Source organism: Sphingobium sp. TomTYG75, assembly GCF_054771635.1.
The window spans coordinates 370,446-391,051 of sequence record NZ_BSRE01000001.1 but is presented as its reverse complement, the minus strand read 5'-3'; the positions used below and the strand labels follow the sequence as shown (position 1 = coordinate 391,051).

Annotated in this window: 17 protein-coding genes and 1 pseudogene; 9 read left to right on the top strand and 9 right to left on the bottom strand. The window is 62.3% G+C overall.

The genetic code is table 11. The features are described from left to right. The first annotated feature begins 4 nt into the window (after positions 1–4). Both odhB and lpdA read left to right on the top strand, forming a co-directional pair. Positions 5–1,252, top strand: coding sequence for a 2-oxoglutarate dehydrogenase complex dihydrolipoyllysine-residue succinyltransferase (odhB, locus tag ACYU81_RS01895; RefSeq protein ID WP_460986096.1), 1,248 nt, complete (start codon positions 5–7; stop codon positions 1,250–1,252). 133 nt (positions 1,253–1,385) lie between these two features. Then, positions 1,386–2,786: a dihydrolipoyl dehydrogenase gene (gene lpdA, locus ACYU81_RS01890; protein ID WP_460986095.1), complete on the top strand. Its 1,401-nt coding sequence runs from the start codon at positions 1,386–1,388 to the stop codon at positions 2,784–2,786. A gap of 54 nt (positions 2,787–2,840) precedes the next feature. Here lpdA and ACYU81_RS01885 read toward each other — a convergent pair whose 3' ends face one another. Then, entirely contained in the window at positions 2,841–4,013 is a 1,173-nt protein-coding gene (locus ACYU81_RS01885; protein ID WP_460986094.1) for a GGDEF domain-containing protein, read from the bottom strand. A gap of 139 nt (positions 4,014–4,152) precedes the next feature. Next, a complete protein-coding gene (locus tag ACYU81_RS01880; RefSeq protein ID WP_460986093.1) occupies positions 4,153–4,821 on the bottom strand; it encodes an HAD family hydrolase in 669 nt (222 codons plus the stop codon). A 154-nt stretch (positions 4,822–4,975) separates the two neighbouring features. Here ACYU81_RS01880 and glmU point away from each other — a divergent pair, with 154 nt between their 5' ends. The 3 genes from glmU (at position 4,976) to glmS (ending at position 9,038) form a co-directional block, all read left to right on the top strand. Continuing rightward, on the top strand, positions 4,976–6,268 hold the full coding sequence (gene glmU, locus ACYU81_RS01875) for a bifunctional UDP-N-acetylglucosamine diphosphorylase/glucosamine-1-phosphate N-acetyltransferase GlmU (protein WP_449474648.1): 1,293 nt from the start codon (positions 4,976–4,978) through the stop codon (positions 6,266–6,268). Between the two features lie 41 nt (positions 6,269–6,309). After that, positions 6,310–7,122 carry a metallophosphoesterase gene (locus ACYU81_RS01870; RefSeq protein WP_449473328.1) on the top strand — a complete coding sequence of 271 codons (813 nt, stop codon included), beginning with the start codon at positions 6,310–6,312 and terminating at the stop codon, positions 7,120–7,122. 92 nt (positions 7,123–7,214) lie between these two features. After that, positions 7,215–9,038, top strand: coding sequence for a glutamine--fructose-6-phosphate transaminase (isomerizing) (gene glmS / locus ACYU81_RS01865; RefSeq protein WP_449473326.1), 1,824 nt, complete (start codon positions 7,215–7,217; stop codon positions 9,036–9,038). On the opposite strand, the gene ACYU81_RS01860 is transcribed toward glmS, so the two are convergent. Beyond that, the gene (locus tag ACYU81_RS01860) at positions 9,025–9,219 is read right to left on the bottom strand and encodes a KTSC domain-containing protein (RefSeq protein ID WP_460986092.1); all 195 of its coding nucleotides are present in this window, start codon (positions 9,217–9,219) and stop codon (positions 9,025–9,027) included. The genes glmS and ACYU81_RS01860 overlap by 14 nt on opposite strands. Positions 9,220–9,726: 507 nt before the next feature. On the opposite strand from ACYU81_RS01860, the gene ACYU81_RS01855 reads away from it, so the two are divergent. Together ACYU81_RS01855 and ACYU81_RS01850 are read left to right on the top strand one after the other, a co-directional pair. Continuing rightward, positions 9,727–11,022, top strand: a complete 1,296-nt coding sequence (locus tag ACYU81_RS01855) for a chloride channel protein (protein WP_460988091.1) — start codon at positions 9,727–9,729, stop codon at positions 11,020–11,022. A gap of 113 nt (positions 11,023–11,135) precedes the next feature. Further along, positions 11,136–12,175 (top strand): annotated as a pseudogene (locus tag ACYU81_RS01850) (IS110 family RNA-guided transposase). A 267-nt stretch (positions 12,176–12,442) separates the two neighbouring features. On the opposite strand, the gene ACYU81_RS01845 reads toward ACYU81_RS01850, so the two are convergent. The 6 genes from ACYU81_RS01845 to ligK all read right to left on the bottom strand — a co-directional run bounded on the left by ACYU81_RS01845 (position 12,443) and on the right by ligK (position 18,356). After that, positions 12,443–13,384 carry a helix-turn-helix domain-containing protein gene (locus ACYU81_RS01845; protein ID WP_460986091.1) on the bottom strand — a complete coding sequence of 314 codons (942 nt, stop codon included), beginning with the start codon at positions 13,382–13,384 and terminating at the stop codon, positions 12,443–12,445. Between the two features lie 89 nt (positions 13,385–13,473). Beyond that, positions 13,474–14,436 carry a PDR/VanB family oxidoreductase gene (locus tag ACYU81_RS01840; protein ID WP_460986090.1) on the bottom strand — a complete coding sequence of 321 codons (963 nt, stop codon included), beginning with the start codon at positions 14,434–14,436 and terminating at the stop codon, positions 13,474–13,476. Positions 14,437–14,444: 8 nt separating this feature from the next. Next, complete coding sequence (locus ACYU81_RS01835; protein ID WP_460986089.1) at positions 14,445–15,548, bottom strand: Rieske 2Fe-2S domain-containing protein; 1,104 nt, start codon at positions 15,546–15,548, stop codon at positions 14,445–14,447. A 201-nt stretch (positions 15,549–15,749) separates the two neighbouring features. After that, the gene (locus tag ACYU81_RS01830; RefSeq protein WP_460986088.1) at positions 15,750–16,637 is read right to left on the bottom strand and encodes an amidohydrolase family protein; all 888 of its coding nucleotides are present in this window, start codon (positions 16,635–16,637) and stop codon (positions 15,750–15,752) included. Continuing rightward, entirely contained in the window at positions 16,634–17,689 is a 1,056-nt protein-coding gene (locus ACYU81_RS01825) for a 4-oxalomesaconate tautomerase (protein WP_460986087.1), read from the bottom strand. The genes ACYU81_RS01830 and ACYU81_RS01825 overlap by 4 nt, the downstream gene beginning before the upstream one ends. Further along, positions 17,682–18,356, bottom strand: coding sequence for a 4-carboxy-4-hydroxy-2-oxoadipate aldolase/oxaloacetate decarboxylase (gene ligK / locus ACYU81_RS01820; protein WP_460986086.1), 675 nt, complete (start codon positions 18,354–18,356; stop codon positions 17,682–17,684). The genes ACYU81_RS01825 and ligK overlap by 8 nt, the downstream gene beginning before the upstream one ends. Before the next feature lie 103 nt (positions 18,357–18,459). Between ligK and ACYU81_RS01815 the strand changes: the two genes are divergently transcribed. Together ACYU81_RS01815 and ACYU81_RS01810 are read left to right on the top strand one after the other, a co-directional pair. Next, complete coding sequence (locus ACYU81_RS01815) at positions 18,460–19,611, top strand: LysR substrate-binding domain-containing protein (RefSeq protein ID WP_460986085.1); 1,152 nt, start codon at positions 18,460–18,462, stop codon at positions 19,609–19,611. A gap of 64 nt (positions 19,612–19,675) precedes the next feature. Next, positions 19,676–20,578, top strand: coding sequence for an NAD(P)-dependent oxidoreductase (locus tag ACYU81_RS01810; RefSeq protein WP_460986084.1), 903 nt, complete (start codon positions 19,676–19,678; stop codon positions 20,576–20,578). Positions 20,579–20,606: the final 28 nt, after the last annotated feature.

The following is a 20,606-nucleotide window of genomic DNA, read 5'->3' as shown; positions in this document are numbered from 1 at the left end:
GCTCATGGCAACTGAAGTCAAAGTCCCCACGCTGGGCGAATCCGTTACCGAAGCGACCGTTGGTCAGTGGCTGAAGAAGCCCGGCGAGGCGGTGAAGGCCGATGAGCCGATCGTCAGCCTGGAAACCGACAAGGTGGCGGTGGATGTGCCCGCACCGGTCGCGGGAACCTTGGGCGACATCATCGCCAAGGAAGGCGACACGGTGAACGTCGGCGCGCTGTTGGCGATGATCAACGAAGGCGGGGCTGCTGCTGCGACGCCCGCAGCTGCCCCGGCTTCCGCTCCGGCTGCCAAGGCGGAGGTTGCGATGCCTGCTCCTGCGGCTTCGGCGCCTGCTGATGAGGATGAGGGCGGCAATCTGACGCTGTCTCCAGCGGTTCGCCGCTTAGTGCTGGAGCATGGACTCGACCCGAGCAAGATCAAGGGCACCGGCAAGGACGGCCGCCTGACGAAGGATGACGTGATGGCCGCCGTGGCTGCGGGCACGGCCAAGGCGACGGCGTCAGCACCGGCTGCCGCGCCTGCTGCCGAGGCGCCTGCTGCTGGCCCGAGCCGTCGTCAGGAGCGCGTCAAGATGACGCGCCTGCGCCAGACGGTCGCCAAACGCCTGAAGGAAGCGCAGAATAACGCGGCGCTGCTGACCACCTATAATGACGTCGATATGACAAATGTCATCGAAGCGCGGGCGAAGTATAAGGACCTGTTCGAAAAGAAGCATGGTGTCCGTTTGGGCTTCATGGGCTTCTTCACCAAAGCCGTCTGCATGGCGCTGCGCGACATTCCGGGCGTCAACGCGCAGATCGAAGGCGATGAGATCGTCTATAACGACTTCGCCGATATTTCGGTGGCCGTGTCGGCCCCGAACGGCCTGGTCGTGCCGGTGATCCGCAACGCTGAAAGCCTTAGCGTCGCTGACATCGAAAAGACGATTGGCGGCTTTGGCAAGAAGGCCAAGGAAGGCACGCTGACCATGGAAGATATGAAGGGCGGAACCTTCACCATCTCCAATGGCGGCGTCTTTGGTTCTCTCCTGTCGAGCCCCATCATCAACCCGCCGCAGTCGGCTGTTCTGGGCCTTCACCGGATCGAAGATCGTCCTGTCGTCCGCGACGGTCAGATCGTCATCCGTCCGATGATGTATCTGGCGCTCAGCTACGACCATCGCCTGATCGATGGTCGTGAAGCGGTGACCTTCCTGGTCGCGGTCAAGAACGCGATCGAGGATCCGACCCGTCTGCTGATCGACCTGTAAGATCAACCTTTAATTCCGTTCGGGCTGAGCCTGTCGAAGCCCTGTCCTTTCTAGGGGACGAAAGAAAAAGTAATGCCCTTTGACAGGTTGGGACGAGACAAGCGGCTCGGAACAAGGGCGAACGGAGATTGAGATGGCTGACTTCGATTATGACGTCCTGGTGATCGGCGCGGGTCCGGGGGGCTATGTCGCTGCCATCCGCGCGGCTCAACTGGGTCTCAAGACCGCGTGCGCCGAGAGCCGTGAAACGCTGGGCGGCACCTGCTTGAATGTCGGCTGCATTCCGTCGAAGGCGCTGCTGCACGCATCGGAGCTTTACGAGGAGGCCGCAGGCGGCGCGCTCGCAAAGCTTGGCGTCAAGATCGACAAGATGAGCCTTGATCTGGATACCATGCAGGGCCAGCGCAAGGATGCCGTGAAGGGCCTGACGGGCGGCATCGAATTCCTGTTCAAAAAGAACAAGGTCGACTGGTTGAAGGGGCGTGCGAGCTTTACCGGCGCGAACACGGTCGATGTCGCGGGCAAGGCCGTGACCGCGAAAAATATCATTATCGCGACGGGTTCCTCCGTGACGCCGCTGCCGGGCGTCGAAGTGGAAAATGACAAGGGCCTGATCGTCGATTCAACCGGCGCTCTGGAACTGGACAAGGTTCCGGATCACCTCGTCGTCATCGGCGGGGGCGTCATCGGGCTGGAACTGGGGTCGGTCTGGCGCCGTCTGGGCTCGAAGGTGACGGTCGTCGAATTTCTCGACCAGATCCTGCCGGGCATGGATGGCGAGGTTCGCAAGGAAGCGAACAAGATCTTCAAGAAGCAGGGCTTCGAATATAAGCTCGGCACCAAGGTCACGGGCGCTAAGGCACATAAGAAGGGCGTCAGCCTGACGGTTGAGCCTGCCGCAGGCGGGGCTTCGGAGACGATCGAGGCTGATGTCGTGCTGGTGTCGATCGGCCGCCGTCCCAATACAGATGGACTGGGTCTCGACAAGATCGGCCTTGAGCTGAATGCGCGCGGGCAGATCGAAACCGATCATGACTTTGCAACCAAGGTCCCCGGTGTTTGGGCCGTCGGCGATGTGATCCCCGGCCCGATGCTCGCGCATAAGGCTGAGGACGAGGGCATTGCCGTCGCCGAGAATATCGCCGGGCTGACGGGGATCGTGAACCATGCGGTGATCCCGTCGGTGGTCTATACCAAGCCTGAGATTGCAGGCGTCGGCCTTACCGAGGAAGCCGCCAAGGAGCGCGGTGCGGTCAAGGTCGGCAAGTTCCCGATGATGGCGAATAGCCGCGCCAAGACCAATCATGAGCCTGATGGCTTTGTGAAGGTGATCGCCGATGCGGAAACCGACAGGGTCCTGGGCGTGTGGATCATCGCGACCGTGGCTGGCACGATGATCGCGCAAGCGGCACAGGCGATGGAATTCGGCGCATCGAGCGAGGATATCGCCTATACCTGCCACGCGCATCCGACGCATAGCGAAGCGATCAAGGAAGCGGCAATGGCAGTCATGGGCAAGCCGATCCACATGTGATCGGCGCCTTTGGCGAAGTTGGAAAGGGCCGCCGCTGTGCGGCCCTTCTGCTTTTCAGGCGCTGGCGATGCGGGGCGTGGACGCCGCCGCTATGGTTGGTGAGGATAGCGCGCGCCGGATGCAGACCCGGTTCCGGCCACGAGCCTTTGCGTCATAGAGTGCCTCATCCGCGCGAGCGATGGTGTCGTGGATTGACGTGTCGCTGCGTTGAGTGGTCGATAGGCCAAAGCTGGCAGTCAATGGACGGCTGAGCCGTAGTTGCTTTGCAATCGTCGCGGTGAAGCCTTCGCGCAGCTTGTTCGCGATCTCCGCCGCATGTGCTGCATTGATGCCCGGTAGGAATAGGACAAATTCCTCTCCACCGAAGCGGGCCACGACCGCGCCCTCCGGAGCCAATGTGGTTAGAAGACGAGAAAGCGCCCTGATCACCTGGTCGCCGGATGCGTGACCATATTCGTCGTTGATGGTCTTGAAATGGTCGATGTCACAGACAATGAGACTTCCTGCGGGCAGCCCATCCGATTGCCTACGCTGGATGGCGTCATCGAATCCCCGACGATTGAAGAGGCCGGATAACGGATCGACCATGGCTTCCCGCTGATAGCGACCCAGTATGTCGATCACCTGCGTCGCAAGAGCAGCGAACGCGAGAAACAAGCCAAATATGCATGCAAGCGCCTGCATCAAAAAAGCATATTCGCTGGTGAGGAAGTCGCCATTCTCCGACAGCGTGAGCGGGACAGTGGTGCCGCGAACGAAATTATCCAATGCGACGAGCGATGCAGCGGCGAACAACGTCCGATCGGCCCCTGTACGCAAGTGATCCTTCGCCGCGACAAGGGGAAGTCCGATCAGGAGAAAGCAGCCAAAGTCCGAGGCGACCAGCTCGAGCGGTAGATTGTCCATCGCATAGGCGAGGATGCACAGCAGGATCGAGCCGCCCCAGATCATCAGCCGCGCCGTCAGAAGCCAGGACGGTCGCCAGCGTTGCAACAGGGCCTGACCGAAAAGCAGAAACCCGGTGGCAAACAGCAGATCAGCAATAATGCTCCAGACAGGGTCAGGCATCGCGGCAAAACCGACGGGTGCCGCAAATCCTGCGGCGACGCAGAAGAAGGCCGCGCTCCACCAGGCAGCGGCCCGCACATGCCAGTTACAGATGATCAGGAACGCGATACCAAAGCTGGCCATCATGATCGGCAGGAAGAAAGCGAAATTTTCTCCCATGCTGACTGCCTTTACCTGATGTTACCCGGAGGATCGGCAGGCACGAAGCCGCCGTTGGGGCGGCGGTATAAGCCTTTGTTTAAAAAATACTTCCAAAATCGACGAGATGTTCATCCGCTATGGATCAAACGGCCAACGATCAGCCTGGCCAACCTTCAAGAAGCGGCATCAGTTCATCGAAATGATCTATGACCGCGTCTGCTTCCAGTTGTTCGACGGGGCCGTCGAGGAAGCCGAAGCTGACCGCTATGCTTGGTACTCCCGCGTTACGAGCGCCCGCGATGTCGTTGATCGTGTCGCCGAGGAATATCGTGCGGCCGCCGCCAGCGCGCGCGATCATCTCGTGGATCGGCGCCGGGTCCGGCTTTGCTACGCCAAGTGTGTCGCCGCCGATGACGCTGACGAAACGTTCGGAAAGGCCGATCTGATGGAGCAGGGGAATAGTGAAGCGTTCAGCCTTGTTCGTGCAGATCGCAAGCTTCGCGCCCGCTTTGTCCAAAGCCTCCATCGCGTCCATGAGGCCGGGATAGGGGACCGAATGGATGGCGAGATTCTGCTCATAATAATCGAGCAATGTCGGCAGCATCCGAGCCAGCAGGGCGTCATCATAGCCGCCCGATGCGGTTAGCGCTCGTTCCAGCATGACTTTCGCGCCCTTGCCCACGAACGGGCGGATGGCATCGACGGGAAAGGGCGGGCGGCCATCGGTCGCGATCGCGTAATTGACTGCCGCGGCGAGGTCGCCGCTCGTGTCGAGCAAGGTGCCGTCGAGGTCGAAGCCCACTATATCGAAGGGAATGCTGGTCATGCGCGGCTCATGCTGCCTCTCCGGTGGCAAAGGCAAGGCAAACGTGGCAGAGAGCGATCAGATTCATAACCTTCCTGCTAAGAGGACGCGTTCCGCCGTGACCGCCACCCGCCCACTCGCCGTCATCATCCTTGCCGCCGGGCAGGGTACGCGCATGAAGTCAGCCAAGCACAAGGTGCTCCATCCGGTCGCGGGTCGGCCAATGTTGCTGCATCTGTTGGCCAGTGTCGCGGAGCTTCAGCCCGAGCGGCAGGTCGTCGTGGTTGGCGCGGGCCGTGAGCAAGTGGAAGCCGCCGTCGCCGGAACTGGCGCGGTGATCGCCGTGCAGGAGCAGCAGTTGGGTACTGGCCACGCGGTTGCCCAGGCGCATGACGCGCTTGCCGGTTTTGCGGGTGACATTTTGATCCTGTATGGCGATGTGCCGCTTGTGCGGGCGGAAACCATGCGGGCCATGCTGGACCGGCTGAACCTGGGAGATGACCTGCGCGCGGTGGTGCTGGGCTTCAGACCCGAGGACGCGGGCGCCTATGGGCGGATCATTACCAACGGCCAAGGCATCATCGGCAAGATGGTCGAATATAAGGATGCCGACGCGGCGGAACGGGCGGTGACGCTGTGCAACTCCGGCCTGATGGCTGTACGATCCACGGATCTTTTTGTCCTGCTCGACAAGATCGGCAACGACAATGCGGCGGGCGAATATTATCTGCCCGACATCATCATGTTGCCCGGCGCTCAAAGTGCCGTCATCGAAACCGAGGCGTGGGAAGTGGCTGGCGTGAACAGCCGCGCGGAACAGGCGGTGATCGAGGCTGCTTGGCAGGACCGGCGGCGTAGCGAGGCGATGCGTGATGGCGTGACGCTGGTAGCGCCGGAAACCGTATTCTTCGCGCATGACACCGAACTTGGCCGCGATGTCATGGTCGAGCCGAATGTCGTATTTGGGCCGGGCGTGACGGTGGCCGACGATGTGGTCATCCACGCCTTCTCGCACATTGAGGGCGCAACCATCTCTAAGGGTGCCGAGATCGGCCCCTATGCGCGACTGCGTCCCGGTGCCCAAATTGGCGCGAAGGCTAAGGTCGGCAATTTCGTCGAAGTCAAAAAGGCGGAGCTGGGCGAAGGCGCGAAGGTCAATCACCTGTCCTATATTGGCGATGCCACCATCGGGGCAGGCGCCAATGTCGGCGCGGGTACGATCACCTGCAACTATGATGGCTTTTTCAAATATAAGACGGAAATCGGCGCGGGGGCGTTCATCGGCTCCAACAGCGCGCTAGTCGCTCCGGTCAAGATCGGGGCAGGCGCGATCGTCGGCGCAGGGAGTGTGGTGACTAAGGAGGTGGAGGCGGACGCTCTTTGCCTCGTCCGGCCCGCGCAGGAGGGCAAGCCCGGATGGGCGGCGCGGTTCCGCGCTGGAATGCAGGCGCGCAAAGCGGCCAAGTGAAATCCCCATCTGGTCGTAGAGGGTGCCTTTGGGCGCTGCTGATGCTGGGCCTGATTGCGGCAGGCTCTTGCATCTGGCTTATCGCTAATGCGCGGGCCACGCCGGTGGTGCGCCGGATGGAGATCGCGCTACCATTTCCGGAAGGCGCGCCGCGACGGTCGTTGACGGTCGCGCTGATGACCGATTCTCATTTGTCGGGACCGGATAACAGTCCCGATAGGATGGCGCGGATCGTGCGTCAGGTGAACGGTCTGAAGCCCGATCTTATCCTGCTGGGCGGGGACTATATCGGCGATCATAAGGGCGGTGCGGTTTATGATCCGGTCGCGAGTATCGCGCCCTTTTCAGCTCTTCGTGCGCCGATGGGTGTACTGGCGGTGCTCGGTAATCACGACGCGCGCCGTTACGCGAAGATCAGCCGCACCCAATGGCGCGCCCTCTTTCGGCGGATCGGGATCACCCTTTTGACCGATCAGGCCGTGCGCCGGGGGCCGCTGGTGATCGGCGGGTTGCGCGATATTTACACTGACCGCCCGGATGTCCCCGGCGTGTTGCAGGAGATGGAGGATATGGGCGGCGCTCAGATAGTCCTTTCCCACGGGCCAGACGTTTTTCCTTCCCTGCCCGACAGGCCGTTGCTGGCGATGGTGGGGCACACGCATTGTGGTCAGGTGGCGCTGCCCTTTGCTGGGATTGTCTATGTGCCGTCCCGCTTCGGCACCCGCTATGCTTGCGGGGTCTATCGTGACGATGCGAAATCCATGATCGTGTCGGCGGGGATCGGCACCAGTGGCCTGCCGATCAGGCTGCTTTCGCCGCCAGATGTCTGGCTGGTTACAATTCGTCCAGAATGACTGTCTACCCTGTCGCTGATCCGTCGATCATGGCATAGGTGGGCGCGAAACGGGTTGGTCGTTTGTTTGCATAGCTTTGAGGCTCAGGATTCATGTGCGGTATCATCGGGATCATCGGTAAGGACGATGTGGCGGAGCGTTTGGTCGATGGGCTGAGGCGCCTGGAATATCGCGGCTATGACAGCGCGGGGGTCGCGACCGTTTATGAGGGCGCGATCGAGCGGCGGCGGGCTGAGGGGAAGCTCGCCAATCTCGTGAAGGAATTGGCGAATAATCCGCTGCCGGGGACGACCGGGATCGCACATACCCGCTGGGCGACGCATGGGGCGCCGACGACGAGCAATGCGCATCCGCATGCCACGAAGGAAGTGGCGTTGGTGCACAATGGGATCATCGAGAATTTCAAGCCGCTGCGGGAGGAACTGACCAGCCGCGGACGTCGTTTCGATAGCGAAACGGATACGGAAGTTGTCGCGCATCTGGTGAGCGAGTTGGTGGAGCAGGGCGCTTCGCCGAAGGACGCGGTGGCGCAAGTGCTGCCCCGCCTGCATGGCGCCTTTGCGCTGGCCATCCTGTTCCGCAGTCATCCCGACATGCTGATCGGCGCGCGGCTCGGTTCGCCGTTGGTTGTGGGCTATGGCGAGGGTGAGACCTATCTGGGTTCCGACGCGCTGGCGCTGGCGCCGCTGACGCAGCGCATTGCCTATCTGGAGGAGGGCGACTGGGTCGTCATCACCGCAGAGGGCGCGGAGATTTTCGACAAGGACAACAATCCTGTCGAGCGGCCGATCACCATTTCCGGGGTGACGGGCGAGTTGATCTCCAAGGGCAATCACCGCCACTATATGCTCAAGGAGATCTACGAGCAGCCGGTGGTCGTCGCCCAGACGCTGAAATCCTATCTCCAGCGGATGGAAGACCGGGTGTCGCTGCCCATTCCGGATTTCGACCTGGGCGCGATCCGCCGCGTTACGATCGTTGCGTGCGGCACCAGCTATTATGCCGGGATGGTCGCCAAATATTGGGTGGAGCAATTTGCCCGCGTGCCCGTCGATATCGATGTGGCGAGCGAGTTCCGCTACCGCGCTCCGGTGATGGAAGATGGCGGGTTGATGATCGTCATCAGCCAATCGGGCGAGACGGCCGATACGCTGGCCGCTCTCCGCCATGCCCGTAGCGAGGGGCAGAAGATCGCGGCGGTCGTCAATGTGCCCACCAGCACCATGGCGCGGGAGGCTGACTTGCTGCTGCCGACCCATGCGGGTCCGGAAATCGGTGTCGCGTCGACCAAGGCCTTTACGTGCCAGCTGGCGGTGCTGGCGGCGTTCGCGGCGAATCTTGCGCGAGCCAAGGGGCGGCTAGATGCCAAGGCGGAGAAGGAACTCGTCCGTCACCTCGCCGAAGCCCCTGCGGCTCTCAACGGCGCGCTGGCTTATGATGAGTCGATCGAGGGCATGGCGCACCTGATCGCGGGCGCGCGGGACGTGCTCTATCTGGGCCGGGGGCCGGATTATCCGCTGGCGCTGGAAGGGGCGCTGAAGCTCAAGGAAATCAGCTATATCCATGCCGAAGGCTATGCGGCCGGCGAGATGAAGCATGGACCGATCGCGCTGATCGATGACAAGGTGCCGGTAATCGTTCTGGCGCCGAGTGGGCCGCTGTTCGAGAAGACCGTCAGCAACATGCAGGAAGTGCAGGCGCGCGGCGGCAAGGTGGTGCTAATTTCCGACTATGACGGCGTGAAGGCGGCGGGCGAGGGCTGCATCGCTACGATCACCATGCCCAAGGTTCACCCACTGATCGCACCGATGGTCTATGCCGTGCCGGTGCAGTTGCTGGCCTATCATGTGGCGGTGGCAAAGGGGACCGATGTCGATCAGCCGCGCAATCTGGCGAAGTCCGTCACTGTCGAATGAAGGGAAAGCGGTCGCGGATGTGGTGGTTGAAAAAGCCGCCCTTCGAGGTCGCTTTGGCCATCTCTCCAGCCAGATTTTCCGGCACATCGAAATAGCTGTAACGCTTTCCGCTGATGAACTGGACGTCCAGCCGGTGTTCGGCCGCGTTATAGTGAAATTCGCGAATGGCTGTGGATGGCACGGCTTATGTAATGATCGATGGCCTAAGATGTTTCATGTTCGAGCGGTGGCATGGTTTCGGTCCCGTACAGCTGTCCTTTCTCCGTCATCCCAGCGGCAAGCTGGGATCTCGTGAGCGAGGTCGAGCGCCATCGACCGAGATGCCAGCATGCGCTGGCATGACGAAATGAGGAGGGTAGGCTTTCGACCATTTGTTGCCGCTCCGTGGTCAATTTCCCGTTCCAATGAGCCTACGTTCCGTTAAGGGATAATCCATGTCGATGGATTGGAATCCTCTGGGCGTAAGATCCCAAGGCGTAGAATGGCCTTTGGACGATTCAAAAAGTAGCCGCATTTTTCCTCGTTGGCGCAGAATCGGCGAAGTTCACTTCCACGCCCCCCTTATTCCAAGCCAATTCATGGCTTTGACGTTTATGAGGTGGATGTTCACGGCCGAACTGCGCGCTTCGCAGCAGGGGAGGCGTCTCCGGGGGCATATGATTTCTACATTCCAGATAATTTCCAAACCATGCGCCAGCTTATTCGTATCCCACTGACCGGCAAACATATCGCTGCCGTCCATAGCCGGTTGGCTGCCGTTGCAGGCGCCATCATACTCGGTCTGGCGGCTATTGTTTTTGCTCGGATGGGTGAGGTTTCTCAGAATATTTTTCTGCAAGTGGTGACGATCTCGCGCTATGCGCCTCTCATCGTCACGCCCTTGGTCTTCGCGGCAGTCGCCTATGCCACGCTGCGCTTCTTTCCAGCTGCTCGCGGGTCTGGCATCCCGCAGGTGATGGCTGCCAGTCATAACCCAGACCTGCATGCAGGGGGGGACTTGTTGTCGCTGAAGACGGCTGGGGCCAAGTTATGCGGCACGATCAGCATGTTACTCGTCGGTGGATCGGCAGGACGCGAAGGTCCAACCGTACAAATCAGCGCGGCACTCATGGTCGCGGTTCATCGCTGGCTTCGGGTGCCCGTCTCGAGCGGTATCATTATCGCGGGGGGCGCGGCAGGCGTGGCGGCAGCTTTCAACACCCCGCTTGCCGGGGTTGCGTTTGCGATCGAGGAGCTGGCATCTGCGTTTGAGCAGAAAGTGGCCCTTATGGTGATGGCCGCAGTGATGATCTCGGGATTGGTGAGCCTCGGTCTGGCGGGAGACTATGTGTATTTCGGGGCGATGAACGGAAATCTGCCGCTCCGGGCTATGCTTCTCATTGCGCCGATAGCGGGAGTGCTTGGAGGCTTTTTCGGCGGTATTTTCTCCCGCATTCTTATCGCGGCTACATGGCCGCGCCACCCAGTGCTGATCCGTATTCGGTCTCGCCCCGTCATGTTCGCGGCGGGATGTGGGCTAGTCGTCGCCATCACGGGCTGCGTCACGAATGGCCTTACATGGGGCACCGGCTATGAAACCACCAAACTTCTCCTCGTTGGCCACGGTTCGACCATGAGCTTTGGCCCGGCGAAGTTTATCTCCACCCTTGCTACAGCGCTCAGTAGCGCTCCTGGCGGCATATTTGCCCCGTCGCTGTCGGTCGGAGCTGGTCTTGGTCAGTTGATTTCCTCCGTTTTCCCCAACAGCCCTTCAGGCGCCGTGGTACTGCTTGGTATGGTTGGATATTTTACGGGTGTTGTTCGGGCGCCGATGACTGCTGTGATCATCATGATGGAGATGACGGCCGACCGGACCATGATTTTACCCTTGTTCGCGACGGCGTTGATCGCGGATGCCGTCAGCACCATGATTTGTCGCCAAAAACTTTATCACGCTCTGTCCGGGCAGTTCCGCTCCACTTCACACGAGGCGAAGCGGGCTTAGATAATGTCCATCTTGCCCAGGCGCCTTCCGCAGGTGGATGAGGTGGATGGCTCCCGCTCACGGCATCTAGGTGCCAAGATGGGTTTGCTGTCATGCAACCCGAGCCACCCGCCATGGAGATTAGCATGATCGGCCTGGATTTGGCCAAGAACGTTTTTCAGGTTCACGGTATCAGCGCGACCGGTGAGGTCGTCATTCGCAAGGCGCTGCGGCGATCCCAGATGCTGCCGTCTTCCAGAAGTTGCCGTCTTGCTTGGTAGGCGTAGAGGCCTGCGGGACGTCGCATCACTGCGCGCGCGAACTGACTAGGCTGGGTCACGAGGTGCGGCTGATGCCGGCGGTGTACGTGAAGCCTTATGTAAAGCGCGGCAAGAACGATGCCGCCGACGCCGAGGCGATCTGCGAAGCGGTCACACGCCAGACAATGCGGTTTGTACCCATCAAGTCGCGCGAGCAGCAGGCGGCGTTGTCGCTGCACCGCGTGCGCCAGCTGTTGATCAAGCAGCGCACACAACTGGTCAACATGATGCGCAGCGTGCTCGCCGAGCTGGGTATCGCCATCCCGGTCGGGATCGTGAAGGCACTGCAGATGGCGCGACAGATCGTTGACGGCGAGTCCGAGTTCGACTTGCCAGCCGAAGCCGCGAACGTCGTCGGCATGCTGGCCGGGCAACTGCTCCAGATTCATGTCCAGTTGCGCAAGCTTGACCTGCGTCTCGCCGCTCTGGAACGGAGCGACGACAGGTCGCGGCGCCTAGCGACGATCCGTGGTATCGGACCGATCGGCGCGACCGCGATTGCCGCGTCGTTGACTGATCGAGGCCAGTTCTCGTCAGGGCGTCAGTTCGCCGCCTGGCTGGGGCTGACCCCGCAGCAGAGTTCGAGTGGCGGCAAGGAACGGTTGGGGCGCATTACCAAGATGGGCGACAGATATCTGCGGTAGCTCCTGGTCGTCGGCGCAACCGCGCTGATCCGATACGCCAAGGAGAAACCCGGCACGGTCGATCCGCGTTTCGTCGCTCTGCTCGCCAGAAAGCCCGCGCGCGTCGCCTCGGTCGCCATTGCCAACAAAATGGCGCGGATCGCATGGGCGGTCATGGCGCGCGGCGGCGTGTTCGAACGCTGGCATGCGCCTATGCTGGCGGCAGCATAGATCAAGAACTTAGCTGAGGAGATCAGCTTCACAAGGTTGTGAGAGCGAAGGATGTGATGGCAAAACCGATAGGACCTTGTTCGCGGACACCATCAGGGCCAGCAGTCTACACCGACTGCATCAACAGGCCGGACAGACGACTGCACCTGACGGAATGCCAGTCATCACTTTACGCTTGCAACGCGGGAGCCATCCACAGAAGACCGTCTGCCTTCGACAGGCTCACGGCGAACGGTGATGTAATTTACACGGAAAGAAGCTGAGCCCCTAACCGTCCTTCCGAAAAGACGTCGGCGAACGCCCAAATTCTTGTGCGAAACAGCGGGCGAGATAGCCCGGATCATTGAAGCCGCACGCATAAGCGATCTCGCTGACGGTCAGGCTGCGGCACGCCCTGTCCTCCAGCATCGCGCGGACGCGGCCCAAGCGGATCGTGCGCAGTTCGCGCCCGACGCTGCTGCCCGTCGCGGCGAAAAGGCTGTGGAGATAGCGGACTGAGATCCCGTGCTGCGCGGCGATGGTCGCGGGCGTCAGGTCCGGGTCCGCGAAGCCGCTGGTCAGCGTCCGTCGGATCTGGTGCATCAGGCGGCGGCGATGTGTGGTTTCCTCGCCCGCCATCCCATCGCACATCAGCGCCAGGCAGCCGCCAAGCTGGTCAGCGATCAAGTGAGCGGGCAAGGGCCGTCCTTCCTCCACGGCATGGGCGACGCTGTGCAACAGCCCGTCGATCGCGGCGCCCCAGGGCGATGATCCGATCAGCGGGCGGATGGTGCAGGCATAGGGATCGGCGAGCCAGCGTTCGATCCAGGCGCTGGGCAGGGCGACCAGATAGGCTTCCGAAAACGCCGATGTGACAAAGCTGAAATTATCGAGATGGCTGAACAACAGGGCCTCGCCCGCGCCCAGCGTGGCTTCGCGCCCGTTCTGGCGCAGGGTGATGCCGCCGCTGCGCATATAGACAAGGTCGAAGCGCGGCGAGGCGCCGTGGCGTCCGCTGGCGTCGTGCACGCCTTCCTGGCTGGTCGCGTTGATGACGGAGAATTGCACGTCGCCGATATGCTGCTGCCGCAACTCGCCGCGGAATGTAGTGCGATCCGGCACGCGAATGTCGATGGGCGTCACATGCGCCTGCACCTGCCCGTGCCAATGGTCAAAGGCGGGCGCGCCGTCCAACGCGGCGGTCGATACGTGATAGCCGGGGCCATTCACCCGCAGTCCGTCTCCTTCCCGCGCCGTCGATCGCGCGTTCGGTCGCGACGATAGCGGGAAAGGCGGGCGTGCGCCACAAGGACGTTAGTTCAAAGGTCGAGAAGCAACAGAGGCGATAGCGCCCGCGAGCAGCAGGGGGTGAAGAGCTTTCCTTCGTCCCGTTCCTCGTCGGTCAGATAGCTGTCCCGATGATCCGGCACCCCTTCCAGCACGCCGGTGACGCAGGTGCCGCACACGCCTTGTTCGCAACTGATCGGCACGTCGACCCCCGCATCGGCCAGAATGCTGGCAACCGACGTGCCGGGTGCGATCGTAAAGGTCGCGCCCGTGCTAGCAATGCGCACATCGAAGGGCTTGTCGCCTGCTTGTACCAGCGGTTCGGCGGCTTCGAACAGTTCGCGATGGATGCTGGCATCCGCCCAGCCAAGCCGCTGAGCCTCGTCCCGCACGGCGTTCATGAAGCTTGCCGGGCCGCACACATAAACATGGGTGTCTGCGCCGGGGGACCCAAGCGCCGCCGCCGGATCGAAGCGAGGCGATCCGTCATGCCGACTGAAATAGATGCGTCCGCCCGCCGCGTCCACGGCGCTGCCGAAGGCGGCGTTCTCCGGGTTCCGGCAGCAATAATGCAAGTCGAAAGACTTCCCTTCGCTCGCCAGTGCCGCTGCCATGGACATGATCGGCGTGATGCCGATGCCGCCGCCGATCAATATGTGGCGGCTACCTCCTTCGGCCAGCGCGAACAGGTTGCGCGGCGTGCCCACATTTACCTGCCGTCCCGGATGGAAGGCGTCATGCACCAGAGCCGATCCGCCGCGGGATTGCCGTTCGCGCAGCACCGCGATCTGGTAGCGGTGTCGCTCGACCGGGTTGTTGCACAGCGAATATTGCCGCACCAATCCTTCATCCACCACGACGTCAATATGTGCCCCTGCCGCGAAGGGCGGCATATCGCCGCCGTCAGCCCGCGCGAGGTCGATCTGCACGATATCCGGAGCCAGCAGCATGCGTCCGGTGATTTCGAGCGTCAGCCCGTCGGCCAGCTTTGCCATGACCTGCCTCAGACCACAGGTTCGACCGGCAGTCGCGTGCCAGCCTTTCGCCTCAGCAGGTCGAGCGGCGATTCCGCGCCTGGCTGCGGCAGGGCGCCTTGCGCCTCGTCGGCGATCAGCTTCTTCATGATCCGGCGGGCACGGGTTGCTGCGACGTCGGCTGACGCCATGACCGGTCCCATCTCATCGAGCGTCCGGGTCCCCATCATGCGCTGCTGTTCTTCCAGGATCGGCTTGTCCTGCCCGACGAAGGCGATCTCGATCGCGGCGCGCCACATCTCGTCGACCGACGGATCGTCCACCTTGTAGTTGCGGGCGAAGGACCAGAAATACCAGCTGGAGGTCGCATCCTTGGGCGTCAACAGGTCGCACCCATAGAGCCAGACGCCCTCATCTCGCGTCTTGCCCACCGGGGTTACGCCGACGTCGAGCAGCAGGTTGCCCGGCGGGTCCCAGCGCATATAGGCCCAGTGATCGACATTCTCGGCATAATGGTCGAAAGCGGCGGCCCAGGCGGGCGGTGCCGCGCCGTCATGCGCCCAGCGATTGGACCAGACCGTGGTGCCGCTTTGGAGTGTTTCCAACTTGCTGCGGGTCAGCGCCTCGCTGTTCAAAACGCCCTCATGCACAAATTCGGCATGGGTCAGGTCGAGCAGGTTGTCGCTGATCAGCTCATAGTTGGCCGCGACCTCCATCATGCCTTCGATCCGGCGGAAGGACGGGTGATTGTTGCAGGAAAAATCGGGGATCGTGCTTTCGTCGGCATGATCCGCATCGCCGAGCCACAGCCAGATCATGTCATAGCGTTCAACCACGGCATAGCGCTTCACCCGCATCTTCGCCGGGATGACGCCGTCGATCAGCGGCGTTCGCGTGCAGCCGCCCGACGTCCCGAAACGGAAGCCATGATAGCCGCACTGGACATCATCGCCGATCAGCTTTCCGGCGCTTAGCGGGGCAAAGCGGTGCGGGCAGACATTGCCGAGAGCGACCGGATCGCCATTTTCCGCGCGGTAGAAGACGATCGATTCATTGCAGATCTGACGTTCCAGCAGGGTGCGCCCGATCTCGCTGCTCCAGGCGGCTACATACCAGCAATTCTTAAGGAACATCTGCCTCTCCGCATTATTTCAGCCCGTCGTCGGGCCGTTTTTCGCTGTCAGGATAGATCGGCGCGTCCGGGCTTGCGCGGACAGGAGAGCACAAAAGTTGGGACTAGGAAGCAGCGCCGTAAGGGGGGGGCGCATGGGGACTTTCATGGATGAAAACTGCGATTTCGAGAACCGGCTCCGATCGAGCATTTCGACTGTAAACTAATCGTCAGCCATTTTCTCGGGCCAGTAAAGCCGGGTGGGATTGGCGACGAGCAGACTATGCTGGAGGCTGGCGGTGGGCGCGATGCGCGGGATCATATCGACCAGCGCGCCGTCGTCGGGAATTGCCTTTTCCATGTTCGGGTGCGGCCAATCGGTGCCCCAAAGCACGCGGGTCGGATAATCCGTGACCAGAGGGGCGACGGTCCTTGCGAAATCGTCCCACGGGGGGCCTTGCGGGTCTAACCGATCGGGACATGTGACCTTGGTCCAGATGTCGTCCCTGCTGTCGAGCAGGGCGCGAAAAGCGCGCATGTCGATGCCGTCCGGTCCTTGGGTAACGTCCGGACGGCCCATATGATCGATGACGATGAGGGTGGGAATGGCGTCCAGGAAAGGGCGCAGTTCTTCCAGAAGGTCGGGTTCAAAATAGACGACGACATGCCACCCAAGCGGCTGGATGCGGCGAGCGACTTCGAGGAACTTGTCCTTCGGCGCGTCATCGACGAGGCGCTTGAGGAAGTTGAACCGTACTCCGCGAATGCCGCCTTCGTGCAGCGTTTCAAGTTCTGCGTCGCTGATTTCCGGGTCAACCACTGCGACGCCGCGCGCCTTGCCGTTTGACTGCGCTATGGCGTCCAAAGTCGCGGCATTATCCGTTCCGTGACAACTCGCCTGGACGATGACGTTGCGGGAGAATCCCAGCCGGTCCCGAAGCGCGAAGAGCATATCCGGCCCCGCGTCCTCTGGAAGATATTTCGCCTTGGGACTGAATGGAAACCGCGCCATTGGTCCAAAGACATGGCAATGCGCATCGACCGCGCCCGGGGGTGGCCTGAAACCGGGGGCTGACGGAGTGGAGTGCCAGCTAACAACACGATCCGTCATGCAAAAATCTCTCCGTCCATCAGCTTTCGGGCGGTGCGCAGCAAGGCGGCGCTAACGACTTTGCCCTGATCGTCCAGTTCCATGACGCAGGTGGTTTCGCCCGTGGGATGCTCTACCGAAAGGCTTTTGATCCTGCCATCGGGAATGGCGGCAAGCTCTGCCGCTGGCGTGCCTTCAATGAGGCAGGCGGTGGCGACGCTGACTGCGCCCAGCACGCCGATGGAGGCGTGGGCGCGATGGGGAATGAAGCTGCGCACGGTGATCGCGCCGCCGTGGCGCGGGGGTGCTACCAGCATCATCTTGGGCACCGACTTTTCCTTTACATTGCCAAGGTTCATGCGCTCTCCAACGGCGAGACGGATTTTCTCGATGCGATCCTTCAGGGCGGTGTCCTTGTCCAACGCGTCGCGATCTTCATAGCAGGTTATGCCCAAGTCCTGCGCCTTCATGACGACGCAAGGCATTCCGTTGTCGATCAGGGTGACGCGAACGCCTTCGATCTCGTCAAAGACATTGCCGGTTGGGAGCAAAGCGCCGCAGGAAGAACCGGCGGTGTCGCGGAATTCCAGCGGGATAGGGGCAGCGGTGCCGGGGACTCCGTCGATCTTCGCGTCGCCGTCATAGCGGACGATACGGCTCGGGGTTTGCACGGTCGCGATCGCGGTCTGGCCGGTATTTTCCATGTAGATGGCGACGCGGGTCTCCCCATCCCGTGCCTCGACGAGGCCGCGCTCGATAGCGAAGGGGCCAACGCCAGCGAGAATGTTGCCGCAATTCTGCGCGTCGGTGACGATGGCTTGATCAACGAAGACCTGGAGAAAGAGATAGTCGATATCCACGCCGGGCCGCGCCGACTTTTTGACCACGGCAACCTTGCTCGTCAGCGGGTCGGCGCCGCCCATGCCGTCGATCTGACGGGGATCGGGTGAACCCATGATGCGCAGAAGGAAGCTGTCGCGAATGGCGGGGTCGGCGGGCAAGTCTTTGGCGAGGAAATAGCCGCCCTTTGACGTGCCGCCGCGCATCCACATGACACGGGCGGAGTCAGACATATTTGAGGCCCATTTCTTCAAGGCGCGGCCGCATGTTGTAGATGTCGAGACCGAGTTCGCCAGCAGCCAGGCGAACACGCTTGGCTTCTTCGGCGGCTTCGCGGGCCTGGGCCTTTTCGAGGACAGCGGCGGCGTTGGCGCGTGGGACGATGCAGACGCCGTCATCGTCGGCGATGATGATGTCACCGGGATTGACGAGGGCGTTGGCGCAGACGACGGGGATGTTCACGCTGCCGAGCGTCGCCTTTATCGTGCCCTGGGCATGGACTGCCTTCGACCAGACGGGGAAGTTCATTTGCGTGAGGTCGCGGACGTCGCGCACGCCTGCGTCGATGACGAGGCCGCGACAGCCGCGCGCCTGGGCTGAGGTTGCCAGGAGATCGCCGAAATAGCCGTCGGTGCAGGGGCTGGTGGGCGCGAGGAGGAGGATGTCGCCTTCGCGGAGCTGTTCGATCGCGACGTGAATCATCCAGTTGTCGCCGGGAGGGGCGGAAATGGTGACGGCGCTGCCGGCAATGCGGGCGCCGGGATAGATCGGGCGCATGTACGGCGCGAGGAGTCCGGTGCGGCCCTGGGATTCGTGGACGGTGGCGACGCCGCAATGGGCGAGGGCGTCGATGATCGAAAGGTCCGCCCGGTCGATATTCTGGACGACGATGCCGGACATGCGATTTGCTCCTTTGGCGAAAGCATGAAGGAAGTGGCGAAAAGAAACGGGTTGCTCAAATTTAAACTGTGTCGTTGGCATTAGTTTTTGCTAAGTGTTCGTGATGGCACCTGATCAGTTCAATATCCGTCACCTGTCCGCCGTCGCCGCCGTGGTCGCGCAGGGGACGGTCAGCCTGGCGGCGCGTGCCGTCAATCTGACGCAGCCTGCGGTGACGCAGGGGATCGCCAAGCTGGAGGCGCAGCTGGGCCTACCTCTGTTCGAGCGGCATCCGGGCGGCATGACGCCGACGGAAGCCGCGACAAGGCTTGCCCCCCGGCTGGAGGCGGCGTTGCGGCTGATTGGTAGCAACCGGGCGACGGCGGCGCAGATCCGGGCCTTTGTCGCGCTGGCGCGGGCGGGGAGCTATGCGGCGGCGGCGGCCGAGGCAGGCGTGACGGAGCCGTCGCTGCACCGGGCGGTGGGCGACCTTGGCCTCGCGATGGGATACAGGCTGGCGGAGCGGCGCGGGCGGGGCGTGGCGCTGACAAATGCGGGGGCAGCGCTGGCGCGGCGGTTGCGGCTGGCGCTGGCGGAATTGCGGTCGGGGCTGGAAGAGATCGAGGCGCTGAAAGGGCAGGAGAGCGGGCGGGTCGTGGTGGGCGCAATGCCGCTGTCGCGCGCAAGGCTGCTGCCCCGCGTGATCAGCCGGTTCCGGCGCGAGTTCCCGCAGGTGCATATCAGCGTCCATGAAGGATCGCATGCCGAACTGGTCGGCCCGCTGCGCGACGGCGAGGTGGACATGATGATCGGCGCGCTGCGTGATGCGTCGGTCGGGCAGGACCTGGTGCAAAAGCCGCTGTTCGAGGATCGGCCGACGATCATGGCGCGGGCCGGGCATCCGCTGGCCGGAGGATGGGACGCGGATGCTCTGCGGCGTTTCCCATGGATATTGCCGCCGGAGGGGACGCCGTTGCGGCAGTTGTGGCGGGAGATGGTGGAGACGCTGGGCGGCGAATTGCCTGCCGTGCCGATCGAATGCGGATCGGTGATGACGATCCGCGAGCTGCTGGTGAACGGCGATTATCTGACGATGCTGTCGGTCGATCAACTGGCGCTGGAGCTGAACGCCGGGATGGTGATCGACATCGGTCCCGCGCCCGGCGCCATCAGCCGCATGATCGGGCTGACCACCAGAACGGACTGGCGGCCGACCCGTTTGCAACACTGTTTCATGGCAGCGATCGATCAGGAAGTTGAAGGCATAAGTTCGTAAAAACTTATGAGGATGCCGGGGATTCGATTGGCGACGCCGATAGGGATGGGCCATCCCTTGGCGCATGGAGCAGGAAGTCGGTCTGATCGGATTTGGCGAGGCGGGTTCGACCTTTGCATTGGCAGGGGGCTGGGCCGCGCGGGCGCATGTATTCGATAGCAAGACCGAAGATGCGGCGGCGCGCGACGCGATGATCGCCAGCTATGCGGACGCCCATGTGTTGGGCGCGCGCTTTCTGGAAGATGCGCTTTCCGGCGTGGGATTGGTGATTTCGCTGGTGACGGCGGATCAGGCATTGGCGGTTGCCGATGCGGCGGCGGAGTACATCGCGCCGGGCACCATCTATTGCGACATGAACAGCGTGGCGCCGCAGACGAAGCAGGAAGCGGCGGGGACGATCGAGGCGGCGGGTGGGCGATATGTCGACGTGGCCGTCATGGCGCCGGTTCGTCCGGCGGCGCTGTCCGTCCCGTTGCTGTTGAGCGGCGCTGCGGCGGAAGAGGCCGCAGCGAGGTTGCAGGCGCTGGGCTTTGCCAATGTTCGCGCGGTTGGTGACGCGGTGGGCCGTGCGTCTGCGATCAAGATGATCCGGTCGGTGATGGTCAAGGGACTGGAGGCGCTGACCGCTGAGTGCGTGCTGGCGGCGGAGGCGGCGGGCGTGCGTGATGAGGTGCTGGCATCGCTGGATGCGAGCGAGAAGGCGCGGCCTTGGGGCGAGCGGGCGGATTATAATCTGGAGCGGATGCTGGTTCACGGGCTGCGCCGCGCTGCCGAGATGGAAGAGGTGGTGAAGACGCTGGATGCGCTGGGCACCGGGGCTGCGATGACGCGTGGTGTGGTGGAGCGGCAGCGGACGATGGGTGCGCTTGGGGTGACGGATGTGCCGGATGGGTTGAGCGGGAAGCTGGAGGTGGTTTTGGCGCGGGGTGATGGTTTGGCCCGAGATGGGAGTGCAGTTGCGGCTTGAGGGAGTTTCGTCATCCCAGCGCAGGCTG